Origin of the sequence: Actinotalea alkalitolerans (genome assembly GCF_023369855.1) — a bacterium.
Classification (GTDB): domain Bacteria; phylum Actinomycetota; class Actinomycetes; order Actinomycetales; family Cellulomonadaceae; genus Actinotalea.
The window spans coordinates 89143-109928 of record NZ_JAMBPP010000013.1; the positions used below are offsets into that span (position 1 = coordinate 89143).

25 protein-coding genes and 1 other RNA gene are annotated in these 20786 nt (G+C 71.3%); 8 read left to right on the forward strand and 18 right to left on the reverse strand.

The features are described 5' to 3' along the window. Positions 1 to 9: 9 nt before the first annotated feature. The 4 genes from M1R94_RS16020 to M1R94_RS16035 all read right to left on the reverse strand — a co-directional run bounded on the left by M1R94_RS16020 (position 10) and on the right by M1R94_RS16035 (position 3478). Positions 10 to 234, reverse strand: coding sequence for a hypothetical protein (locus tag M1R94_RS16020; RefSeq protein WP_249382725.1), 225 nt, complete (start codon positions 232 to 234; stop codon positions 10 to 12). 69 nt (positions 235 to 303) lie between these two features. Next, a complete protein-coding gene (locus M1R94_RS16025) occupies positions 304 to 1773 on the reverse strand; it encodes a glycosyltransferase family 2 protein (RefSeq protein WP_249382758.1) in 1470 nt (489 codons plus the stop codon). After that, positions 1773 to 3035: a HEAT repeat domain-containing protein gene (locus tag M1R94_RS16030; protein WP_249382726.1), complete on the reverse strand. Its 1263-nt coding sequence runs from the start codon at positions 3033 to 3035 to the stop codon at positions 1773 to 1775. Before M1R94_RS16030 ends, M1R94_RS16025 begins: the two co-directional genes overlap by 1 nt. Continuing rightward, on the reverse strand, positions 3029 to 3478 hold the full coding sequence (locus tag M1R94_RS16035) for a response regulator (RefSeq protein ID WP_249382727.1): 450 nt from the start codon (positions 3476 to 3478) through the stop codon (positions 3029 to 3031). Before M1R94_RS16035 ends, M1R94_RS16030 begins: the two co-directional genes overlap by 7 nt. Before the next feature lie 290 nt (positions 3479 to 3768). Between M1R94_RS16035 and M1R94_RS16040 the strand changes: the two genes are divergently transcribed. The 4 genes from M1R94_RS16040 to M1R94_RS16055 all read left to right on the forward strand — a co-directional run bounded on the left by M1R94_RS16040 (position 3769) and on the right by M1R94_RS16055 (position 8463). Continuing rightward, positions 3769 to 4398, forward strand: coding sequence for a SigE family RNA polymerase sigma factor (locus M1R94_RS16040; protein WP_249382728.1), 630 nt, complete (start codon positions 3769 to 3771; stop codon positions 4396 to 4398). Beyond that, a complete protein-coding gene (locus M1R94_RS16045) occupies positions 4398 to 5378 on the forward strand; it encodes a hypothetical protein (protein WP_249382729.1) in 981 nt (326 codons plus the stop codon). The genes M1R94_RS16040 and M1R94_RS16045 overlap by 1 nt, the downstream gene beginning before the upstream one ends. Positions 5379 to 5422: 44 nt before the next feature. After that, entirely contained in the window at positions 5423 to 6121 is a 699-nt protein-coding gene (locus M1R94_RS16050) for a DUF998 domain-containing protein (protein ID WP_249382730.1), read from the forward strand. A gap of 194 nt (positions 6122 to 6315) precedes the next feature. Next, complete coding sequence (locus tag M1R94_RS16055; protein ID WP_249382731.1) at positions 6316 to 8463, forward strand: DEAD/DEAH box helicase; 2148 nt, start codon at positions 6316 to 6318, stop codon at positions 8461 to 8463. Positions 8464 to 8496: 33 nt separating this feature from the next. Here M1R94_RS16055 and M1R94_RS16060 read toward each other — a convergent pair whose 3' ends face one another. Further along, positions 8497 to 8850 (reverse strand): hypothetical protein, encoded by a 354-nt coding sequence (locus M1R94_RS16060; protein ID WP_249382732.1) that lies wholly within the window; start codon positions 8848 to 8850, stop codon positions 8497 to 8499. A 296-nt stretch (positions 8851 to 9146) separates the two neighbouring features. Between M1R94_RS16060 and M1R94_RS16065 the strand changes: the two genes are divergently transcribed. Then, the gene (locus tag M1R94_RS16065; protein ID WP_249382733.1) at positions 9147 to 9701 is read left to right on the forward strand and encodes an HdeD family acid-resistance protein; all 555 of its coding nucleotides are present in this window, start codon (positions 9147 to 9149) and stop codon (positions 9699 to 9701) included. Between the two features lie 9 nt (positions 9702 to 9710). On the opposite strand, the gene M1R94_RS20510 is transcribed toward M1R94_RS16065, so the two are convergent. Next, positions 9711 to 10652, reverse strand: a complete 942-nt coding sequence (locus M1R94_RS20510; RefSeq protein ID WP_308199922.1) for a cold-shock protein — start codon at positions 10650 to 10652, stop codon at positions 9711 to 9713. A 19-nt stretch (positions 10653 to 10671) separates the two neighbouring features. Beyond that, positions 10672 to 11205 (reverse strand): TetR/AcrR family transcriptional regulator, encoded by a 534-nt coding sequence (locus M1R94_RS20835; protein ID WP_374109480.1) that lies wholly within the window; start codon positions 11203 to 11205, stop codon positions 10672 to 10674. On the opposite strand from M1R94_RS20835, the gene M1R94_RS16090 reads away from it, so the two are divergent. From M1R94_RS16090 to M1R94_RS16100, 3 genes are all read left to right on the forward strand, one after another. Beyond that, positions 11164 to 12279: an MFS transporter gene (locus M1R94_RS16090; RefSeq protein ID WP_249382735.1), complete on the forward strand. Its 1116-nt coding sequence runs from the start codon at positions 11164 to 11166 to the stop codon at positions 12277 to 12279. The genes M1R94_RS20835 and M1R94_RS16090 overlap by 42 nt on opposite strands. A gap of 110 nt (positions 12280 to 12389) precedes the next feature. Then, positions 12390 to 12848: a hypothetical protein gene (locus M1R94_RS16095; protein WP_249382736.1), complete on the forward strand. Its 459-nt coding sequence runs from the start codon at positions 12390 to 12392 to the stop codon at positions 12846 to 12848. Between the two features lie 49 nt (positions 12849 to 12897). Then, a complete protein-coding gene (locus M1R94_RS16100; RefSeq protein WP_249382737.1) occupies positions 12898 to 13359 on the forward strand; it encodes a P-loop nucleotide/nucleoside kinase family protein in 462 nt (153 codons plus the stop codon). Positions 13360 to 14274: 915 nt separating this feature from the next. On the opposite strand, the gene M1R94_RS16105 is transcribed toward M1R94_RS16100, so the two are convergent. The 11 genes from M1R94_RS16105 to M1R94_RS16155 all read right to left on the reverse strand — a co-directional run bounded on the left by M1R94_RS16105 (position 14275) and on the right by M1R94_RS16155 (position 20786). Beyond that, positions 14275 to 14517: a toxin gene (locus M1R94_RS16105; RefSeq protein WP_249382738.1), complete on the reverse strand. Its 243-nt coding sequence runs from the start codon at positions 14515 to 14517 to the stop codon at positions 14275 to 14277. Next, complete coding sequence (locus M1R94_RS16110; RefSeq protein ID WP_249382739.1) at positions 14514 to 14747, reverse strand: ribbon-helix-helix protein, CopG family; 234 nt, start codon at positions 14745 to 14747, stop codon at positions 14514 to 14516. Before M1R94_RS16110 ends, M1R94_RS16105 begins: the two co-directional genes overlap by 4 nt. Before the next feature lie 191 nt (positions 14748 to 14938). Beyond that, positions 14939 to 15241 carry a transcriptional regulator gene (locus tag M1R94_RS16115; protein ID WP_249382740.1) on the reverse strand — a complete coding sequence of 101 codons (303 nt, stop codon included), beginning with the start codon at positions 15239 to 15241 and terminating at the stop codon, positions 14939 to 14941. Beyond that, a complete protein-coding gene (locus M1R94_RS16120; protein WP_249382741.1) occupies positions 15238 to 15783 on the reverse strand; it encodes a hypothetical protein in 546 nt (181 codons plus the stop codon). Before M1R94_RS16120 ends, M1R94_RS16115 begins: the two co-directional genes overlap by 4 nt. A gap of 39 nt (positions 15784 to 15822) precedes the next feature. Continuing rightward, positions 15823 to 16236: a nucleotidyl transferase AbiEii/AbiGii toxin family protein gene (locus M1R94_RS16125; protein ID WP_249382742.1), complete on the reverse strand. Its 414-nt coding sequence runs from the start codon at positions 16234 to 16236 to the stop codon at positions 15823 to 15825. Continuing rightward, positions 16233 to 16733 (reverse strand): type IV toxin-antitoxin system AbiEi family antitoxin, encoded by a 501-nt coding sequence (locus M1R94_RS16130; protein ID WP_249382743.1) that lies wholly within the window; start codon positions 16731 to 16733, stop codon positions 16233 to 16235. Before M1R94_RS16130 ends, M1R94_RS16125 begins: the two co-directional genes overlap by 4 nt. 431 nt (positions 16734 to 17164) lie before the next feature. After that, entirely contained in the window at positions 17165 to 17737 is a 573-nt protein-coding gene (locus M1R94_RS16135; RefSeq protein WP_249382744.1) for a hypothetical protein, read from the reverse strand. Continuing rightward, positions 17727 to 18614, reverse strand: coding sequence for a tyrosine-type recombinase/integrase (locus M1R94_RS16140; RefSeq protein ID WP_249382745.1), 888 nt, complete (start codon positions 18612 to 18614; stop codon positions 17727 to 17729). The genes M1R94_RS16135 and M1R94_RS16140 overlap by 11 nt, the downstream gene beginning before the upstream one ends. Before the next feature lie 382 nt (positions 18615 to 18996). Then, positions 18997 to 19365, reverse strand: a transfer-messenger RNA (tmRNA) gene (gene ssrA / locus M1R94_RS16145). Between the two features lie 129 nt (positions 19366 to 19494). Further along, on the reverse strand, positions 19495 to 19743 hold the full coding sequence (locus tag M1R94_RS16150) for a PTS sugar transporter subunit IIB (RefSeq protein ID WP_249382746.1): 249 nt from the start codon (positions 19741 to 19743) through the stop codon (positions 19495 to 19497). A gap of 74 nt (positions 19744 to 19817) precedes the next feature. Then, on the reverse strand, positions 19818 to 20786 hold the full coding sequence (locus tag M1R94_RS16155) for an aldo/keto reductase (RefSeq protein WP_249382747.1): 969 nt from the start codon (positions 20784 to 20786) through the stop codon (positions 19818 to 19820).

Sequence of the window (20786 nt, forward strand, 5' to 3'; positions counted from 1 at the left end):
AGTGGCCGGTCATCCCTCGACGGCGAGCGGCAGGGACCGGATGCCGCAGAACCGCCGCGGCTGCGCGTCCACCGGGTCGGTGAACGCGATCTCGGCCGCGAGGAGCTGCAGGGGGTGGGGCAGCCACGCGCCCATCGTCAGCCACGGGGCAGGGCTCTGGGGATCACGGTCGGGGGTACGCAGGCGCGCGGCCGCGAGCCCGTGGCGTGCCGGGAGCGGGGAGCGAGGAGGCACCGGTCGATGGTACGAGGCGCGCGGTGGGTCGATCGACGGCGCCCGGAACGGAGCGCCTGCGCCGGGCGGTCAGGAGGTCGCCGGGGCGGGGGCCGTGGAGCTGCCGAAGCCGGACCGGGTCATCTCGCCCCACACTGACGGGCCCCGCATGAAGGTGGCCTTCAGGCGCCACAGGACGGTGACAGGCAGGTAGACCACCTGCTCGGCGACGGCAACACCCAGCAGGCGCAGCAGGTCCCGCGTCGAGAGGTACTGGCGGAGGTTGCGTTCCTCGGACCAGATCGCCGTGACGGTCGCGACCAGCCCTGCGGCCATGACCGCGCAGACCAGCGCCGCGCCCAGGACCGGGTCGAAGACCCCGAGGAAGACCACGGCGACCAAGGTGAGCATCCCGGTCCCCTGGATCAGCGGGGCGAAGAGCTCGAAGATCACCAGCTGAGGCATCCCGACCATCCCGATCGCGCCCCAGCGTGGGCGCCCGACCATGTCGGAGTGCTCCTGCAGAGCCTGGACGAGGCCGCGGTGCCAGCGCACCCGCTGGCGTGCCAGGGCCGACCACGTCGCGGGCACCTCGGTCCACAGGATGGCCTCGGGGACCTGCACCACCCGCGGGCTCGATCCCGGGTGAGCCAGCCGGTGGTGACGCAGCAGACGCAGGGTGATGTCCAGGTCCTCACCCAGGTGACCGGCGGTGTACCCGCCGACCGCCCGGACCGCGCTGGTGCGGAACAGCCCGAACGCCCCCGAGACCAGCGTGACCGCACCGGCGCGAGCCAGGCCCGTGCGGCCGATCACGAACGCACGCAGGTACTCGAGCAGCTGACAGGCGGCCAGGAAGCTGCGCGGGACCCGGGCGTCGGTGACGGTGGTGCCGCGGACCACGCAGTCGTTGACGGGCAGGATCGTTCCGCCGGCAGCTACCACGTCCCGGCCGCCCTCGGTCAGCGCCGCGACAGCCAGGCTGATCGCCCGGCGGTCCAGGAGCCCGTCACCGTCCACGACCAGCAGCAGCGGTCGGGTCGCTGCGTTGATCCCGGCGTTGACCGCGTCGGCCTTGCACCCACCGCCGTCCTTGCTGATCACCCGGAGCCGCACCTCGCCCAGCGGGAGGTAGTGCCCGCGGACGGCGGCGGTGCTCAACATCCCGACATCAGCGGGCGGGGGGCTGACCGGGGCCAGGTGGAAGGCGTCGACGAGGCGGGCGAGGGTGTCGTCGGTGGACCCGTCGTCCACCACGACGATCTCCAGGTCGCGGTAGTCGGAGGCCAGCAGTGCCCGGACGGTGGGGACGATCACCGGTCCCTCGTTGTGTGCAGGGACCACGATGGAGACCCCAGGAGGGCGGCCGGTCGCGGTGAGGTGGTGGAGCTGACCGGGCCGCAGGGTGCCGCGGTGGTCGCGCAGGTGCAGGTTCGCACCCACCGCCAGGGCTGCCATCGTCAGCTGCAGCGCGATGGTGTACACCGCGCCGATGACGAACCAGGCAGCGATCGCCTCGTACACCCACATCGGGGCCTGGACCCAACCGGCCCACGGCATCACCGGGCGCCGACCAGCTCGACCACGCTCGGGTCGGTAGGTGCGGGCAGGGCGGGGACCAGACCGGACAGCGCGGCCCGCACCGCGGGGTCAGGATGACGGACGGCCGCTGCGTGGAGCACGGGGACCATCTCCGGGCGGTCCGCGAGGACCCTGACAGCCCGGCGTGCCCGATCGGTGTGGACGGGGTCGACCAGGGCGCTGAGGAGCCCACCCGTGGCCACGTGCTCGTGCAGGGCGGTCGTCACAGCCGTGGTCACGAACGGCGTCGCCTGACCCAGCAGGCTCGTCAGGATCACGGTCCCGTCGGGGATGGACGCCAGGGCCGCGGCGGCCCGGTGACGCACGGCCCAGGACGCGTCGTCCAGGGCGGCGATCAGCAGCGGGATGGTGGTCGGGCCGGCCATGACGCCCAGGGCTGTCGCCGCCAGGGCCCGCACACCGGGGTCGGGATCGCCCGTGACGTCGGCCAGGGCGGTCAGGGTCAGCTCGGTGGGGATGCCCGCCATGGCACTGACACCGGCCCGACGCAGTGCAGGGTCGGGGGAGCGGGTGGCGTCCACGAGCATGCCCAGGGCCGTGGAGGGATCGACGGTGTGGGTGACCAGCGACACCAGCAGCGGTGACCGGGTGCCGCGGGTCCACGCCCGGGTGACCGCCTGCCCGACCTGGGGGCCGTGGTGGGAGCGCAGCACCTCGGCCAGCTCGCCGGCCACGTGGGGCTCCTCGTGCGTCAGCATCCGCACGATGGCGGTGGCTGCGGTCGCGGGAGCGGTGACCAGGTACGCGCGGGCGGCCGCGACCCGTACCCGCTGGTCCCCGTCGCGCATCGCCTGGTGCAGCGCCGGGGTGTGGTCCGCCCCACCGAGCAGCCCGATGATCTCCACGGCTGCGACCCGTCGCGCCGGCTCGGAGTGGTGCAGGCCGGCAAGGAGGTGGTCGGTCAGCTCGAGCGCCGTGGACAGGTCGGTGACGGTCTCGCGGTGCTCGGCGCCGAGGGTCGTGGCGATCGAGGTGAAGATGTCCAGGACCTCCTGCCGGTGGCGCCCTCGGGCCGCCGCACGCAGTGCGGCCGTGGCGGCCGTGGTGTCGCCTCGTCGCAGGCCCAGGGCGACCACCGCCTGGGCGCGCAGGTGGGTACGCCGGTCGGCGACCCGGCGTGAGGCGCGCTCGCGAAGGGCCCGACCAGCGGTGGTGAGCGTGACCAGGCCGGCCAGGACGACGGTCAGGCAGCCGAGGACGATCAGGGTCGCGGTCAGCACGTGTCGGCGTCCCCGTCGGGGGTCGCACCGCACGTGAGGTGGTGGCGGCGCAGGTGTGCGCCGACGGCCGCGCGCAGGAGCCGCGGGCTCCACGGTCGGGGGATGACCTGGTCGGCGCCGGCGTCCAGGAGCTCGGCGCTCACGGCAGGGTCGGCCGTGGGGGTGACGACGACGATCGAGGGGTGGGTTCCCTGCGGGTGGCGGCGCACGGCGGTCAGCGTCTCCTCGGCCGGGCCTGCGGCGGTCGGGTCGCCCAGGACCAGGATCGGAGCCGCGGCAGGGTCGACCAGCACGTCGGCGAGGTCGCGGACATGGACCCGGTGGCCCGCGCCGCGCAGGACCTCAGCGGTCAGCAGCGCCGAGACGTCGTCACGGTCGCAGACCACCACGTCGGCGGTGTGGGCGAGGCCCAGGTCGACGTCGCGGATCCTGGGGGTGGGCACCCACGGGCCACCCGGGTCGTGCCCAGGACTGGTCGTGCTGGACGGGGGCATGTGGTCCTGTCGGCGGGGCGGCTGGTCGGGCGGGCGTCCATGGTTCCCATCGACTGCGACAGCCATTTCTGAGAGGTACTCATCGCGAGGCTGATCGTTGTCGGAGCGGAGCGGAGCGGAGCGGGGCAGGCGCTGGCGATCGCGTCACGCAGCCGGCAGGAGTCGGCGAGGATCATGCCGGGCAGGCAACCTCTCGGGTGGCTCGTGCGTGTACAGGGCATGGTGGCGGGGGTGAGCTCATGAGCGGGGTGCCAGTGGGTGTCGAGGACGGGCCGATCCTCGCCGAGGAGCAGGTGGTCGACCGGGTCGCTGGCAGCTCGCGGTCGTGGCTGACCCGCGACGAGGAGTTCTCGGCCTTCATGGTCGAGGCCGAGCCGCTGCTGAGCAGGACGGCGTGGCTGCTGTGCGGTGACACCCACCGGGCTGAGGAGCTCGTCCAGCAGACGCTCGTCCGGACATACGTCGCCTGGCCCCGTGCCCGCGCGACGGACCCGCTGGCCTATGCCCGCCGCACGCTCGCCAACGGGCGGATCGACCTGTGGCGGCGGCGTCGCCGGGAGCTGCTCGTGGCGCCCGAGGACATGGCTGAGCCGAGCAGGCCTGGTGCGCAAGGGGGAGCTGACGGATCGGGGCAGCACCAGCACGCCGAGCGGGACGCGCTGGTCCGTGCACTGGCCCAGCTGAGCCCGCAGCGGCGTCGGGTCGTGGTGCTGCGGTATGTGCTCGACCTGTCCGAGCGGCAGGTGGCCGACGACCTGAACATCTCGGTCGGTGCGGTGAAGTCGGCGGCGGCGCGAGGTCTACGCCAGCTGCGAGAGGTGCTGGGTGAGGTCGACGGCCTTGCCGGTGCGAGGGTGGAAGAGGAGTGATGGACGACGACGCGATCCGCGACCGGCTGCGGCGGCTCGGTGAGGTCGAGCCGCCCGTGAGCGTCGACCGCGCTGGTGTGCTGCGGGCCGGCCGACGGCGCCGCCTGGCCCGCCGGGTGGGGACCACCGGGCTCGTGCTGGCGCTCGCAGCCGGTGCCTACCCGGCCGTTGCGGCACTGACCCCGGACCGGGCTCCGGCCCCGCCGGCCGCGCCGACGCCGGCGGAGACCGTCGCACCGCCCCCGCGGGCGATCGTCGACCGTGCGGCCGGAACGATCACGCTGCCGATCGACCAGACCGGGCTCACCCCCGACGACTGGGACGTGTCCACGACGATGTACAGGCACTTCGTCTCAGCCTGCATGGAAGACGGAGGGTTCGACGATCTCTGGTGGCTCGAGGGACCAGCCGTCGAGCCACCGCCCTGGGTGAACCTGCCCTACGGGGTGTGGCGGACGAGCGACGTTCGGGAGAACGGATACGGCGTCCTGGTGGAGCGCCTGGTTCAGTCCGAGAGCCCCAGGGAGCTCGACGACGCGGAGTTCGACGCGCTCATGGCCTGCGAATCAGCCCTCGTCGACGCAGGACTGGCCGTCGATGAGAGCGACCTCGTTGAGGAGCACGGGGCGCTAGGAGGCTTCACACCGGCCGAGGGAACCAGCGAGGGTCGCTCCATCCGTGAGGAGTGGCGTCAGTGCCTCGCCGATGCAGGCGTGGAGCCGCCCCCGCAGGACGCGGACTGGCTGCCCGAGGGGGTCCGCGACGCCCCCTTCGAGGAGCAGGTGCGGATCGGGCTGATCGACGTCGCCTGCAAGGAGCGCCTCGACATCATCCAGCGGATGGGGGACCGGGACGCCGCGCAGCAGGCGGCGTACCTCGAGAAGACGGCCGAGTATCGCTCGGCGTTGCGGTCGGCAGAGGCGGCGACTCTCGACCGGGCCCGTGAGTACCTCGAGGAGCACGGCATCTCGATCCCGTAGCCGGTGTCTGGACTGCTTGGGCCACCGGGGGAAGTGGGAGCACGATGGACCTCGAGGAGGTCGTCGTGACCCGGATCGCGCCCGAGCAGGACAGATGGTCGCGGGCGGTGGCGCTGCTGGGCGCCGCGGGACCGCTGGTGTTCATGACCGTCGTCCTGCTCGCCGGGCTGTCCTGGGCCGGCTACGACCCGGTGCGTCAGACCCACAGCGAGCTCGGCGCCGTCGGCTCCCCGGTCCGATGGGTGGTCAACCTCGGGGGTTTCGTGCTCCTGGGCGTCACGCTGCTCGCCTTCGCGCTGGCCTACCGATCCCAGCTGCGACCCAGCGCCTGGCGTGAGGTCGCTGCTGTGCTGCTGGTGCTTGCGGGTGCGGGGATGATCGCGGTCGGGTTCACCCCGTGCGATGCGGGGTGCGTGGACGTCACGGCCACCGGCCGGTGGCACTCGATCCTCAGCGCACCCGGGGCGATCGGGGTGTCGTCGGCGATGATCGCCTCGGGTCCCGCGTTCCGCGTCGACGGGCGGTTCTCGGTCCGGTGGCAGGTGGCCTCGGTGGCCCTGGGGTCCCTGACACTGCTGTCGGGGCCTCTGATCGCCCTGGAGCTGCTCACCGGTGTCGGCGGGCTCGTGCAGCGCGCGGCGATGGGCGTCGCGATGCTCTGGCTGTGCGCCGTCGGGGTCCGGCTGCTCGTCGTCGCGGAGGAGCCGCGCCGCGTCGGTGCACCATCACGACCCGCGGCGTGACACCATTGGCCTGAGCACTGGCCAGCGGGCGGCGCAGGCGGAGACCGTGGGCGGTGACCTGGCGCCCGATCTCAGCGCCCTGGCCCGGACTGCCGGCGATACGGGGCTCAGGTCCGACGCCTGACGGGTCCCGCGCCGCCTCTTGTCATGTCCCGTTGCGTCGCAGTCGCGGCGGATGCTGCGAAGGAGGAGATGTGGCACGACCAGGCCAACGCCGGTCAGGTGGCGCGCGCCCGGATGCCGGCGCCCAGCGCCGCCGAGCGCCGCGCCCCACCGAGCAGGGCATCATCCCGGTGCTCGCCGAGGTCGCCCGCGAGGTCGACAGCGCTGTGCAGCGACCCCCGACGAGACCCGCGGTGCGCACGAAGTTCCAGGTCGTGGCGCTCCTCGTGCGCGAGGAGCGGGCCCGGGTGATGGCTGACGGCGGCTCGACCGAGGCGCAGCGTGCCAAGCAGCTCAAGCGTCTCGACGGCGTCGCGACGCTGCTGGCCAGGACCGCGGCGCGAGACACCTCGCTGCTCCAGCTGCTCGCCGAGGACGCCCGGGTCTCGGACGCGGCGCGGGCCTTCAAGGCGACCGTGATGCGCGCCGGCGGCCTTGAGCCGCCCGAGGAACCTGAGCCGGCCGCGCCGGCTGCACCGGTCACCGGCACCGAGAGCCAGGTGGTGCCCCGTTCGGTGATCTCGCGTCAGCTCGCCAACCCGTTCCTGGCTCCCGACTTCGAGGCGGCAGCCGAGCGGCTCGCCACGCGGGCCCGCCGGCTCGCCGGCTGGGAGCTGCTCGAACCGCTCTTCCGGTCCTTCGAGTACGCCGCCACGGGCGCACCTGCGTGCATGCCGCTGCCGGAGGCGCGCTCGCTGTCCGCTGCCCACCACCGCGAGCTGATGCCTCACCAGGCCCGGGTCGTCGCTGCCACGGCCCGGGGCCATCGCACGTTCCTGCTCGCCGACGAGCCCGGGCTCGGCAAGACCGCGCAGGCGCTGCTCGCGGCCCAGGCGGCCGATGCCTACCCGCTGCTGGTCGTGGCGCCCAACGTGGTCAAGACGAACTGGGCGCACGAGGTCGGTCTGTGGACCCCGCACCGTCGGTCCACCGTGGTGCACGGCGACGGCGACCGGGTCGACGGTTTCGCGGACGTCGTGATCGTGAACTACGAGCTCTTGGACCGGCACGTCGGCTGGCTCGGCGACCTCGGCTTCCGCGGCATGGTCGTCGACGAGGCCCACTTCATCAAGAACAAGAGCTCCCAGCGTTCCCAGCACGTCCTCGCCCTCTCGGAGCGGATCCGGACTCGCACGGCACGGCCGCTGCTGATGGCGCTCACGGGCACCCCGCTGATCAACGACATCGAGGACTTCCGGGCGATCTGGCAGTTCCTCGGATGGATCGACGAGACGCAGCCGCTCGGCGCGCTGCAGACCGCACTCGAGGACACCGGCCTGACCCCGGCGGACCGGGGCTTCTACGCCGCCGCGCGTGCCAGCGTGATCGACATGGGCATCGTGCGCCGCCGCAAGGCCGACGTGGCGGCGGACATCCCTGCTCGCAGGGTGGCAGACCTGCCGGTCGAGCTCGACGGTGCGGTCGGCCGCTCGATCCGTGCGTCCGAGGCGGCGCTCGCCCGCCGGTTGGTGGAGCGCTACCGGGCGGCTGTGGCGGCCCGCGCCGAGGCCGCCGTCGTGGACGGGATCGACCTCGAGCTCGCACGGCGGGTGGCAGCGGCGGAGCTCAAGGACTCGACGTCGAAGGCCGGCGGCGAGAACGTGTTCACGATGGTTCGCCGGATCGGCCAGGCCAAGGCCGGGCTGGCCGCCGACTACGCCGCCCAGCTCGCACGCAACGTCGGCAAGGTGGTGTTCTTCGCCAAGCACGTCGATGTCATGGACCAGGCCGAGCAGACCTTCGCCGACCGTGGCATCCGCTACGCCTCGATTCGCGGCGACCAGACACCCAAGGTGCGCGAGAAGAACATCGCCGCGTTCACGGGCGACCCTGACGTGTCGATCGTGGTGTGCTCCCTGATGGCCGCGGGGGTGGGTCTCAACCTCCAGGTCGCCTCGAACCTCGTGCTGGCCGAGCTGTCCTGGACCCACGCGGAGCAGACGCAGGCCATCGACCGGATCCACCGGATCGGTCAGTCCGAGCCTGTCACCGCGTGGCGGATCATCGCCGCGCAGACCATCGACTCCAAGATCGCCGAGCTGATCGACAGCAAGTCGGGGCTGGCTGCGCGAGCGCTGGACGGTGCGGGGGACGAGGACGCCTCGTCGTCCACGGACGTGCAGCTCGACGCCCTGGTGGGGCTGCTCACCGACGCGCTGACCGCCGACGGCGTGGCCTGAGCCTCCGAGGTCCGCGGCGGAGGCGTTCCGCGGTCAGCCCGTCGTCGTCGGTGCGGGTCGCATCTGGAGGGTGAACATCACCGATGCCCCCGCCCGGTGCGTCGCGATCGACTCGACGTCGTTGCCCACCTGGTGGTGCAGCGCCTCGAGGATCGCTCCGCACGTCGGGCGGGACGCGTCGAGCGCCCCCATGATGCGACCGGCGTTGCGCATCCGCGCCTCGTGGATCGCCTCGCAGGTGAGCCGCCCGGCCTCGGCCGATCCACGGCGGTAGCCGTTCGCCCTCACGTCGAGGCGGGCATGACCGTCCTCGCCGTACTCGACGACGACCTGCGTCTCGTCCGACTCGACAATCGTGTGCTCGAAAGGCTGTGTCGCAACCATCATCGGACCCTCCTCGGGTGTGTGCCCCGTTGCCACCCTCGTCAGGGTTGCAGGCCGATGTTTCGTCGAGATGGACCGTGAGGGTCCAGTGGGTAAGCCGTGGACGAACACGACGTCGACGTCCGCGCCCGCGCGGTACCACCCCGCGCGGCGGTGCGCGAGACGACCGGAACCGGCGCCGGCCCTGCGCCACCGGGACACCCGGAACGGGTGATGCGGCCGCGTCGGCCGTGGGCGCACGCTGAGGCGTCAGGGGAGTCTCTGACCCGCGCTACCCGTACCGAACGCCTGGAGGCCTCGTGACCGCGACCGACGCCCGTTCTCGTGACCTCGTTGTCCGCCGCACCGCCTGGGACGTCATCCTGGGGGCGGCGATCATCGTGGGCGGGTTCATCCTGCTCGGCAACGTCGTCCTCACCACGGCGGTCTCGGTGCTCCTGGTGGGCTGGATCGCACTGCTCTCCGGGGTCGTCCTCGTCGCCGGGTCGCTGTTGCGCATCAGGTCCGGGGGCTTCTGGTCGGCGGCACTGGGTGGCGCGATCCTGGTGGTTCTCGGCCTCTTCGTGCTGCGCAACCCCTTGATCGGTGCGGTGAGCCTCACCCTGATGGCCGGCTCGATGTTCCTGGCGTCCGGACTGACCCGGGTCATCACCGCGAACCAGGCACGGCAGGGTCGCTGGCTGCTCGTCCTGTCAGGCGTCGTCTCCATCGGACTGGGCCTGTGGGTGCTGCTCAACATCGGCGCCGCCACACTGACCCTGCTCGGCACGCTGGTGGGCATCCAGACGCTCCTCGAAGGGGTCACCCTGATCCTCGTCGGTCGCCTCCGGCCTCGAGAGGGGGGCTTGGCGTAGCCCGGATGCTCACACGCGCTCGACGCGGTCGGCTTGCGGCCCTCGGTCGCTCTGACGCACCACGTACTGGACCCGGTCGCCCTCCTGCAGCGCCTCGGCACCGCGCAGGACCGATACGTGCACGAACAGGTCCGCGCCCCCCGCATCGGGGGTGATGAAGCCGAACCCGCGCTCGGCGTCGAAGCGCGCGACCACGCCCTCGCCGCCGCGCACGGGGGCCTCGGACGTCGTCGGGTGCCCCGAGCGGCCGCGGGTCGACGCCGCGGGGGCACCCCGAGGTGCTGAGCCGCGGATGAGCCGCAGGTCGCGTGCCTGCGGGCCTTTCTCACTCACGACGACGTCGTAGGCCACGCGGTCTCCCTCGGACAGCTCGGTCAGCCCACCCGTCAGCGCCCGGACGTGGACGAAGACGTCGCCGCTGCCCGTGTCTGGGGTCACGAACCCGAAGCCCTTGTCAGCGTCGTACCAGGTCACCGTGCCGTCAGCTCCGTCGGAGGTGACAGCGGCCTGAGCGGCCTCGGCGCCGAGCGGCAGCAGGTGATCCGCCTGCGGCCCCTTCTCCCCGTCCACGACCAGGAACGCCACGCGCTGCCCCTCCGAGATCACGCCGCCCCCCACGATCGCCGAGCTGTGCACGAAGATCTCCGCGCCACCTCCGTCGGGCGTGATGAAGCCGTACCCCTTGCTCGGCTCGTACCAGGTGACGCTGCCGAGCACACCGACCGGGGCGTCGGCGGCCAGGTCGCCCGTGACCCGGACCCGGCGCGCCTGCGGGCCGCGATCCCCCTCACCCCTCTCGAACTCGACAACCTGCCCCTCGCGGAGCAGCCTCGTCCCGTCGTCGCTGATGATCTCGGACGCATGCACGAAGAGGTCGTCGGCCTCCTGCTCGAGGGCGAGGAAGCCGAACCCCCGCTCGGCGTCGAACCAGCGGACAGTCCCCTGGGGCACGGTTGACTCCTTGTCGAAGCTACGGTTGGTGCTGCCTAGTGTCCCTGACGGAACGGGTGTCACGCCCCGCGTTCACGTGTCGTGCTGCTACCGCCGCGGCGAGGTCCCGTACAGGTGGCGGCGCCCCGTTCCCCGGACTGATGGCGCGACGGGCCCGGGCAGCCAGGGCGCCGTCGTACAGCAGGATCAGCTCGGCGGCCAACGTGTCCGGCTGGTCGGCGCCGGCGTCGACGGCCAACGACCGCAGGCGCTCGGTGAGCAGCTGGGTGTCGGCGAGCAGCCAGGCATGCGCGGGGTGGTGCGGTTCCACGACCTCGACCGCGGCAGCGAGAAAGGCGCAGCCGCGCCCGGCGTCCTGGGCACGCTGCAGGTCGAGCAGGGCGTCGAAGACCGACAGCAGGCGGGCCAAGGGATCGTCGCCGACGCGTTCGAGCGCCGTGTCCCAGGTGAGCCTCCATCGCTCGTGACGTCGTTGCAGGTAGGCGGCCACGAGGTGGTCCTTGCTGGGGAAGTGGGCGTACAGCGTCGCTGGGGCGACGTGGGCGCGGCGCAGTCGGCGTCGGGCCTGATCGCCTCGGGTGGCTTCGTCGCCTACTGCGTGGCCGCGCTGGCCGCCCGGAGCCTGGTCGGGAGTCGAGGTGCCCGGCTCGTCCTGTGGCTGTCGGCCGTCCTGGCCGCGGCCGGCGCTGTGGTGGTCGCCGTGTCCTGGTCCGCGGTGGTGCTCGCCATGGGTGTGCTGGTCGCGGGGAACGCCGCCGGCGCAGCCACGCCCGCACTGGTCGTCGCCGTAGCCTCGACGATGCCGCACCGCTCGGCCCCCCGCGGTCAGGCGGTGGTGAACGCCGGCACGGGCGTCGGCATCGCCACGGTGGGCGTCGTGGCGATCCTCGCCCCGTCGGTGTGGCGTCCGGTGTGGGCCCTGGCCGCGGTGGCTGTCGTCGTCGTGGCCGCGAGGGTCGACCGTCGAACCTGCTGGCCGGAACCTCCGGGCTCCGCACTGCCACACCAGGGAGCCCCTCACGACGACGATGCGGACCGCGGCGGCTGGACGGCGCTGGTGCGACCGGTCCTGGCCGCGGGGTTGGCCGGCGCAGGGAGTGCTGCCGTCTGGACCTTCGGGCGCGAGCTGCTCGCCAGCACCGGGGGACTGCCGGAGAGGACGACGGCCACGCTGTGGGTGCTGCTCGGGGTCGCGGCAGTCCTCGGAGCCTTCAGCGGGGACATCGTGCGTGTGCTCGGGCTGCGTCGCGCATGGGTACTCACCGCCCTGCTGTCGGCCACGGGTACCGCCGTGCTCGCGCTGGCCGCCGTGCACGTCGTCGCGGCCGGAGTCGCCGCTGGCCTCTTCGGTGGCTCCTACACCGCTCTGAGCGGGGTGCTGATCGCGTGGGCGGGTGCCCTACGCCCTCACCTCGCCGGTGCGACGACCGCGACCCTCTTCATCTCCTTGACCGCCGGCCAGGCAGTGGGCTCAGCCGCGACCGGTGCCCTCGCCGGAAGCGTCGGTCCCACCGTCGCCTTCATGGTCAGCGTCGCGCTCCTTGTCGCCGCGGCCGGAGTGCTCCCTCGTCGCGCTGCTGGGAGCTCGATCGGGCAGGGACCATCGAGGCACGACGTCGACCGCTGACCGACCCGTCCCCCGGCTGAGTGCCGCCTGCCGGGCAGCGGTCACTTGTTCCCTGTGGGGCTCGGACCATGGGCAGAACCCTGGCCCCCTCGCCCGACTAGCGTTCAGGGATGGATCGCTGGAGGCGTCTCATCGGGCACGACGGTCGTCTGCTTGCAGACCTGCGGCTGAGCACGCCTGGGGAGGGTGGTCGCGGCCGTGCCGTGCAGAGCGGCTATCACGCGTCGTGGTGGCTCATCCTGGGCGACGAGGAAAGATGCCTCGGGTCGGGTCCGATAGACCTGCTGGACGGGCGGCGAAGCATCAAGCCCGGCGACAGTGGCCGCATCGCGATTCATCCGATGGATCCTTCTGCCTGGCGAGGCATCGACACCCCGAGCGTCCTGCATCTGCGTGAGCGCGTGGGGCAGACGCTCGGAGTGGCGATGGTGACGGCGCGCGTCGATGTCCCGGACGAAGCACCGCTGCGGCTCGACGCCGTGCCGTTGCGCCCGGCAGAGGTCCGGCTGGTGCGGCGGGACGAACTGCCGGCACAGGTCCTTCACGAGGTGCCACGGGGTACGCCGTAGATGGCAGTGGCTGGGCACCGCGTGTGGACGGTCGAGGTAGGTTGCGAAGGTGAGTCGAGTGATCTTCATGTGCGGACCCGCGGGCTCGGGCAAGTCGACGGTCGCTCGTCAGCTCGAGTCCGAGGGCATGACCCGGCTGTCCTTTGACGACATGGCGTGGCAGCGGGGGCATCGCTCGATGCCGATTCCGGTCGAGGTCCATCGCGAGATCGAGGGCGACCTGCGTGAGCACCTGATCGGTCTCGTCTCGTCGGGCGCGGACGTGGTGCTCGACTTCTCGTTCTGGTCCCTGCAGATGCGGGACGACTACCGCGACCTGCTCAAGCCGCTCGGGGTCGAGCCCGAGACGATCTACCTGGCCACTTCACGTGGGGTTGTGCTCGCCCGCATCCGTGAGCGGGCTGCTGCCCACGCCGACGACTTCCCTCTTGCCCCAGTGCTCGCCGCTGCGTACTTCGACCATTTCGAGCCGCCGACCATCGCTGAGGGCCCGCTCAAGGTCATCGGGTAGGCGCGCGCTGGGGGAGCGGTGGCCTGGCAAGCTCGAGGACGGGGGTCGTCGATCGAGCGGATCACCCCGCCCGCCCTGCCTGCGCAGCGCCCCACCACGTGGACGTACCGAGTCCCCGGTCCCCTCGTGGAGTCTGCCGCCGGAGGGTCCTCGGCTGACCCGGACACGGCTGCCTCGTCGTTACGACGTATGCGCCATGAGCGAGACGCCACTGTCGCTCGTCGCCCAGGTCTTCCTTGAGGACGCGGACTGGGTCGAGACGATCCGTGTAGTCCACACATGCTTTCGCCCTGACGGCTGGCTGGCTTTCGAGACCGGGGTGACGGCTGTGACCGCGTCTGGGTGCGCTGGACCAGAGAACGCTCGCATCAGGTGGTCGACACCGGAACCGAAGGCGTCGTGGAGGACTGGGTCCGAGACCTTCCCCATGTCCCGGCCGCGGGTGGCTCGTGCTGGCACGGGCCCGTCCGCGGGGCGCACTGCACCGGCGTACCGATGTGTGTGGTTCGGCGCTCTCGACTACCGGCTACAACGGAAGAGGTAGTCATCCGCGTCGACGGATGACAACCTCTTCTGCCACGTGACCTGCGTTCGCGCAAGTCAGGGGTGGAGGTGGCGGGAGTCGAACCTGTCGGGAGGGTTGCGATCGCTGCGACGCGAGGCTGTGACGTGCGGAGATGCGACGGAGCGGTGACGGGGGAGGGGTGCTGAAGCGGCGCCTACGTTGACGGCGTCAACACGTCCAGATGATCTTGGAATGGTTGCTCGCTCCCACCACCTCTGCGGGCCGGCTCGACTGGTCCGGGTCAGGTACCTCGAGTGACCAGACCCGGGCGAGCTCAGCCGCCCTCAGTGCGGCAGACGCGGACGTTGCGGCCCGTGCCTACTTCCAGGCCGTCGGGGCAACGGTGGGCGCTACGGCAGTAGGTCAAGGTACTTCCTGCGAGCCGGCATCGCGTGGATGACCAGCTCGTCTCCGGCCTGGAGGACCAGGACCACGGTCTCCAGCAGGCGTGCTTGCGTGTCGAAGCCCAGACGCAGCTCTCGGAAAGGCGGGCCGTCTTCGTCGAGGGGCTCGACCCACAGCGCCCAGCTGGCCGCCTGGATGGCGTCCTCCGGCGAGACGCCGTGCTTGAACGCGCTGCGGTGGACCTTCACGCAGCGAAATGGGCCAGTGCAGCCCGGATCGCCTCGGACCTGCTCATGTCGTTCTTGGCTGCCGCCGCGTCCAGAGCGGCGAGCTCCTCAGCGGTCAGCCGGACCGCCACGACCTGCATCGGTTCAGCCCCGCGACCGGGACGCCCACGGCCCCGACGTCTGAGCGTGTCGACGTCGTAGCCCGCTTCGGCCTCATCGGCCCACTTCTGGATCTGCTCTTCGTCTACCACACGAGTATCGTATGACGAAAAAGGAGCGGGTTCCAGAGGGGGTCGGCCTGCGCGTCGCGGTGGCCGTCTTGGACCGGGTTGAGCTGTTCGCGCACATTGGCAGACGCACGGACGGCGGCATGAGCGGTCACCGGCCGGTGCACCGGACAGAGGCATGACCAGTAGCTGCCCCGCGAAGATGTGCCTCGGCTTCAGGAGCGCTCCCCGTGCAAGAGGGCCTCGAGCGCCTGACGGTGCCGGCGATACGCCGCGCGGCCGGTTCGCGTGATCGTGTAGGTCGTCGTGCTCCCTCGGCCGTGTCCGGACTTGCTCACCGAGACGTAGCCGGCGGCTCGTAGCGCCGACATCTGCTTGGACAGATCTGAGTCCGAGAGCTGGAGGTGGTCACGCAGGAAGACGAAGTCAGTGCCGCTGCTGGCAGCGAGAACAGCCATCGCCGCCAACCGCTTAGGAGCGTGGATGACCGCGTCCAGGTCGGTCAGGGGCGAGCTCACGCCAGCCGGTTTCGGACTCGGTGGACAGCGCGGGGATACACGACCCGCTCATAGCTCCAGGTCGCGGCCAGCATCGTCACGAAGACGGCGCTCAGCCCCACCTGCCACCCCAGAAGCACCCACACCACCACGCTGACCGCCAAGGATCCGGCGTACGTCAGGCAAAGCCAGCGGTACGCGTGCTTGAACTCGTCAGGTGCCGACCTCATCCTCGGTGAAGTGCCCGACTTGGCCCGGTGGGCGGCGTAGACCATCACCAAGGTGATGAGCGCCACGGCTTGCAGGCCGAACCCCGCTGCACCGCGCCCCTGGCTGATGAGCAGAGGTCCCGCCGCCATCGCGGTGAAGAAGCCCGCCATCGTCGGTGGGTACCACCACGCGGTCACGGGATCGTTCACGAAGGGGGCAGCGGCAGCCCGATCGATGTCCCGCAGGGCGTCCTGAGCGTTTTCCATGCTGGCAAGTACATCGGGCACTTTCCACTTGCGCAAGTGTAAAACGAGTGTGCGCGTCTGGTCGCACGCGCCGCTGCGAGCGGTCATCGGCAGATCCGGTCGACGCGCCTCCCTGGCGCCCAGCCGTCAACGGGGACCACCCATGTGGGTGCGGCAACCAATGCAGATGGGGTCAGCGATGTGGGTGCGCAGCGTCGGGGAACTCGTGGACCTCGGTGGGCCAGAGGTAGCCCTCGCCCCTGACGAGGTGGGGCGGCCGTGGCTGCGGGCCAGGCCCCGCCAAAGGGCAGCCTCGATCCGTACGGCAACGTCAGTACGTGGAGCGAGCGCAATGAGGTCGATGTCCTCGCTGAGCCGCGCGTCCGTCAGGTGGGTGCGCGAGAGTGCGGTGCCGCCGAAGAAGACGACGTCGTCGGTGGGCACGTCGGCCGCGATGGCAGCGAGCATGTGCGAGATCAGGTGGTCACGGCGCACTTGTTCGATGTCGACGCCGAACTGCTCGGCGACGGTCGCCCACCCGTCGTACCGGCTGGCGGTCATCGGTTCTCCGCGACGCGTTCGTAGGTGGTTCGCATCCGCTGGCGTCCGGCGATCTCCTCGAGGACGCCCGGGTCGCATTCGGGCCACAGGGCGTCGATCGCCTCCTGGGCGTCCAGGTCCTCAGCCCGGGGGTCAGCGCGCGCGAGGTCGAGCACCGTCTGCTCGGGCGTCGTGACCAGGGCCTGACCGAGCTCCGTTGCCATCGCGACTGCGTCGAGGTTGGCGACCGCACGCGTCACGAAGCGGACCTCGCCGTCGCGATCGGCAAGTCGGAGCGGTCGGCGCTGGGTGGGGACGGCGACGTAGCCGACTCCGATCGCGCGGGGGAGGGCACGATGCATGCGGGCAGCAGTGAGTCCGGTCAGGACGGGGACCCGATCGCCGTACAGGACCGTCGCGACGGCGGCTGTCGCGGCTTCGAGCGTGGGGCGCCAGCTGCCACCGGTGTGCTCGACCGGGACTGCACAGTAGATGCCGTGCGCGAGACGGTGCACCACGCCCCGACGATGGAGGATCGCAAGCTCGGGCCCGGGGTGGGCATAGAGGCCGACGAGGTTCGCCGCGCGCACCGTTCGCATGGGTGCGCGAGCGAGGAGCCGACGGACTTCCCGCTCGGTGTTCACCATGCAGGGTTTAGTCAGGAGGACTAAGAACTGCATAGTGATTGTCCACAGTCTCGCTGGACGGGGCGCGAGGATGGGAAGGCGACCGCTCACGGCTCCGAAGCCGGCTGCGGCACGACTGGACGCAAAGAGCCCACCGAGCGCCCGCAGGGCCGCTTCGGCGACCGCACGTTGCTCGACAGGCATCAGGTGCGCGTACGTCTCGGTCGTCGTGGTGATCGACGAGTCGATGCTGGAACACGAGGGGCGGAATCCGGACGTGAAGGCACCGGCTGCGGCGTTCCCGCCGGATGAGCGGGTGCGCGTCATGGACAGCGAGCTGCGGCTGCCGTCGCGAAGACCTCACCGATCAAGACCGCGAGATCGGACAACGCGTCCTCGAGAAGCATCTGGTCCAGCGCGCTTGCAGCCGGGAGCAGGTCATCCCGTCCGACCGCGACAACCAACCTCTCCAGATCTTCTCCCTCAAGGCGAGCCTCGACGAGACGGGCGTCGCGCCCGGCACCGATCGCGACGGTGAAGTCCGAACAGGCACGGGCGTCGGGGTAGACCGGAACAGGCAAGCCCGGGTAGGCCGCCAGGAGAGCGTTGTTGCCGGTGCAGAAGATCGCCGACACCAAGCCGTCGGGGTCGGGGCCGAGCTGAGCGGGCGCAAAGCCGATGCCCTCCATCACCTCGTTGAGAGCAGCGCAGACGAGAGCCCCGACATCGGCTGGAGGCGACATCGCACCGACCGCTTGCCTGGCGAGGCCGGGCATCGCCGACGTCGCCTTCTCGGGGTCAGGGGACGTGTCGGCCGCGTCGCGGTTCGGGCGCAGCAAGGCTGGGTCTTCCCGCGCCACCTCCGAGGGAAGGTCCCGCGCGTCGTCACCCATCACGAAGACCATCGTCGCGCGCGAAGGCGAGGCCGGCCATCGCCCTGCCCGCGGCGTCCGCCGCAGCCCGCTGCTGATCCGGCAGCAGGTGGGCGTACGTCTCGGTCGTCGTGGTGATCGACTCGTGTCCGAGCCGACGCTGGAGAACGAACAGGTCGGTCCCGGCAGCGATCATCCATGACGCGTGCGTGTGCCGGAGGTCGTGCACGCGCGGCCTCTTCGTCAGGCGTGGCGCGTCCGCGTCAGGCGTCCCGTCAGCCTGACGCGGGTCGCACGCAGCGTCGAGCGCCGGCGTCCAGGTCGTCATCCAGAACCGCGACGAGGACAGCTGGGACCCGACGGTGTTGGTGAACAGCAGTGCGTCACGCCCCTTTCCGGCGACGAGCGGCAGCAGCACGTCGACCAGGTCGTCAGGCAAGGACACCGTCCGCCGCGCGCGCTTGGTCTTCGGTGGCCCGACGTACCAGCGCCGGTCGGCGTCGCGCTTCCAGGCCTTGGTCACCCGGATCGTCGCCGGACGCGCCGACAGGTCGACGTCACAGGCCGTGAGAGCCGTCGCCTCACCCCACCGCAGCCCGGTCGCCACGAGCGTGAGCACGAGTGGTTGGTAGAACGCGGGCACCTTCTCGAGCAGCAGCGCGAACTCGTCGCGCGTCAGGACGGTCATCTCGTCATGCGTCGCCACCGACGTGGGCAGCTCGACGCCAACGCACGGGTTGTCGGCCCGGTACCCGAGTCGCACCGCCGTCGTCATCGCCGCGGACAGCAGCCCGTGGACGTTCGCGATCGTCTTGGGGGACAGGCCCTTGTCGCTCATCGCCCGGACCCAGCCGGCGACGTGCCGGTAGGTGATCGCGGCGACGGGGTAGGGGCCGAGCACGGGGCGATATGGGTCCGGAGCTGTCCGCGGTAGTGCGAGCGAGTGTCCGGCCCGACGCCGGTGAGCAGGTCGATGTGCTCGGTCACCGCGGCCTCGACGGTCGGCCCGGGCGTCCGAACTGCCTCAGCGATTCGCGCTGCTTCATCGGCATGCCCGCCGGCCGCCTCGATCAGCTCGCGCGACACCCGAGCGGCGCGCTCGTCGTCGTAGGTCAGGGAGGTCTGGCGTCCGGTGTCCGGATCGCGCCACAGCACGGCGAAGGATCGGGTCCCGTCGGCCCGTCGACGCTCGCGAATGCTGGCCACAAACAGAAAAGGTAGCCCTCCGCGTCAACGGATGACTACCCTCCTGTCAACATGACGTGCGTTTCCGCAGGTCAGACACGTGGAGGTGGCGGGAATCGAACCCGCGTCCGACAGCAGTGAACCAGTACTTCTCCGGGCGCAGTCTGCTAATGATTTTCTCGGCCCCAGCGATCACGCAGACAAGTCGCTGACGGGCTCAGTCACGTGAGTGTCCCCGCCGTCCCCGTGACATGAACGACGAGCAGTGGCTCTCTAGATGACGCCAGCTACCGAGGCGAGAGCGAACTCGGACTGACGGACTTCGAAGACTCGCTCAGGCGGCGAGTGCGAAGTCGGTGCGCTTGGAATCGGCACCTATTGGTTTGCAAGGAGCGTTTACGAGATAACCCTGCATCCTCGGCCCGCTTCTCCTGGTTCGACAACCATCGTCGAAACCGATCACCCCCTGTGCAGTTGTCAACCACCCGGCACCCGGGGCGAGCCCCGACGGTCGAGCAGGTCAATCCTACGCGACAACGGCGCCGCGGTCGCCGGTATTCCGTCTCGCAGCGCCCACGGCGGGGCACGAGCGAGTCTCAGGTGGCAACCAGCCCCATGATCTCGGCATGGACCCCCAGGGCGCCGGTGTGCAGGGCGACCTGCACCTGGCCGGGCTGCCGCGCCACCATCACCACCTCGGACATCGCCTCGAGTGCCGCCACCATGCACGCCGAGTCGTCCCGCAGCTCGAAGCGGAGGCGTGACGCGCAGTGGGACAGGCGGACGACGTTCGTCGGACCGCCGATCAGGTCGACGATGCGCTGCGCGAGCTCGGTGTCGTTCACGGGTCCACCTTCCCCCACCCGTGGTCCGAAGACCAGTGCCCTTCGGACCACTGCGAGCCGACCCGCGGACTCGGTCAGCCGAGCGGTGCGATCTCCGCGAGGTCCTCACGGCTCAGCTCGAGGCTCGCCGCCGGCAGCCAGCCGTCGACCTGCTCAGGGGTGCGTGCCCCCACGATCGCGCCGGTGACCCCCGGGACGCCCAGTGCCCAGGCGACCGCTGCGGCGGGGGTGGGGACGTCGTGGCGCTCGGCGACCCGCGCGACGGCGTCCGCCACCGCGAGGTTGTCCTCGAGGTCGGTCGTGAAGGCCGGGGCGCTGCGGCGCCAGTCGTCCTGGGGGAGTGCAGCGACGCGCTCAGCGGTGAATGCCCCGGTGAGCAGGCCCGAACCCATCGGGCTGTACACGATGACTCCCGTCCCGTGCTCCTCGCACCAGGGCAGGACGTCGGCCGCGGCGTCACGACGGATCGCCGAGAACGGCGGCTGCAGGGTGTCCACGTGCCCGACCGCCTCGGCGGCCTCGAGCTGGGCCACGCCGTGGTTGGACAGGCCCGCGGCACGGATCTTGCCCTCGGCGCGCAGGTCGCAGAAGACCTGCCAGTACTCCTCGATGGGCGTGCCGTCCTCGGCGGGCCAGTGCATCTGCCACAGGTCGATTCGCTCGACGCCCAGCCGGGTCAGCGACGCCTCGACCTCGCGGCGCAGCGAGTCGGGGGCCCCGACCCGCCGGGCCTTGGAGTTGCGGTCGGACTCGTCCCAGACCAGTCCGCTCTTCGTGAAGACGTAGGGCCGGTCGGCCTCGGGCAGGTCGGCCAGCGCGCGGCGGACGACGTCCTCGGAGTGTCCCAGGCCGTAGACCGGTGCCGTGTCGATCCAGTTGATGCCCTGCTCGACCGCGTGGCGGATGGCGGCCACCGATGCGTCGTCGTCCTGCGGGCCCCAGGCGAACGCCCAGTCACCGCCACCGATCGCCCAGGCGCCCAGGCCGACCCGGGTGATCGCCATGTCGGTGCGTCCGAGAGCAACGGTGGGCAGGTGCGTCAT

What these genes read in the sequence shown, in the direction of transcription:
- M1R94_RS16025 (WP_249382758.1), bottom strand. Translation starts at nt 1,773, where the DNA reads ATGCCGTGGGCCGGTTGGGTCCAGGCCCCGATGTGGGTGTACGAGGCG.
- M1R94_RS16040 (WP_249382728.1), top strand. Translation starts at nt 3,769, where the DNA reads ATGAGCGGGGTGCCAGTGGGTGTCGAGGACGGGCCGATCCTCGCCGAG.
- M1R94_RS16045 (WP_249382729.1), top strand. Translation starts at nt 4,398, where the DNA reads ATGGACGACGACGCGATCCGCGACCGGCTGCGGCGGCTCGGTGAGGTC.
- M1R94_RS16050 (WP_249382730.1), top strand. Translation starts at nt 5,423, where the DNA reads ATGGACCTCGAGGAGGTCGTCGTGACCCGGATCGCGCCCGAGCAGGAC.
- M1R94_RS16060 (WP_249382732.1), bottom strand. Translation starts at nt 8,850, where the DNA reads ATGATGGTTGCGACACAGCCTTTCGAGCACACGATTGTCGAGTCGGAC.
- M1R94_RS16095 (WP_249382736.1), top strand. Translation starts at nt 12,390, where the DNA reads ATGGATCGCTGGAGGCGTCTCATCGGGCACGACGGTCGTCTGCTTGCA.
- M1R94_RS16120 (WP_249382741.1), bottom strand. Translation starts at nt 15,783, where the DNA reads ATGACCGCTCGCAGCGGCGCGTGCGACCAGACGCGCACACTCGTTTTA.
- M1R94_RS16125 (WP_249382742.1), bottom strand. Translation starts at nt 16,236, where the DNA reads ATGACCGCCAGCCGGTACGACGGGTGGGCGACCGTCGCCGAGCAGTTC.
- M1R94_RS16155 (WP_249382747.1), bottom strand. Translation starts at nt 20,786, where the DNA reads ATGACGCACCTGCCCACCGTTGCTCTCGGACGCACCGACATGGCGATC.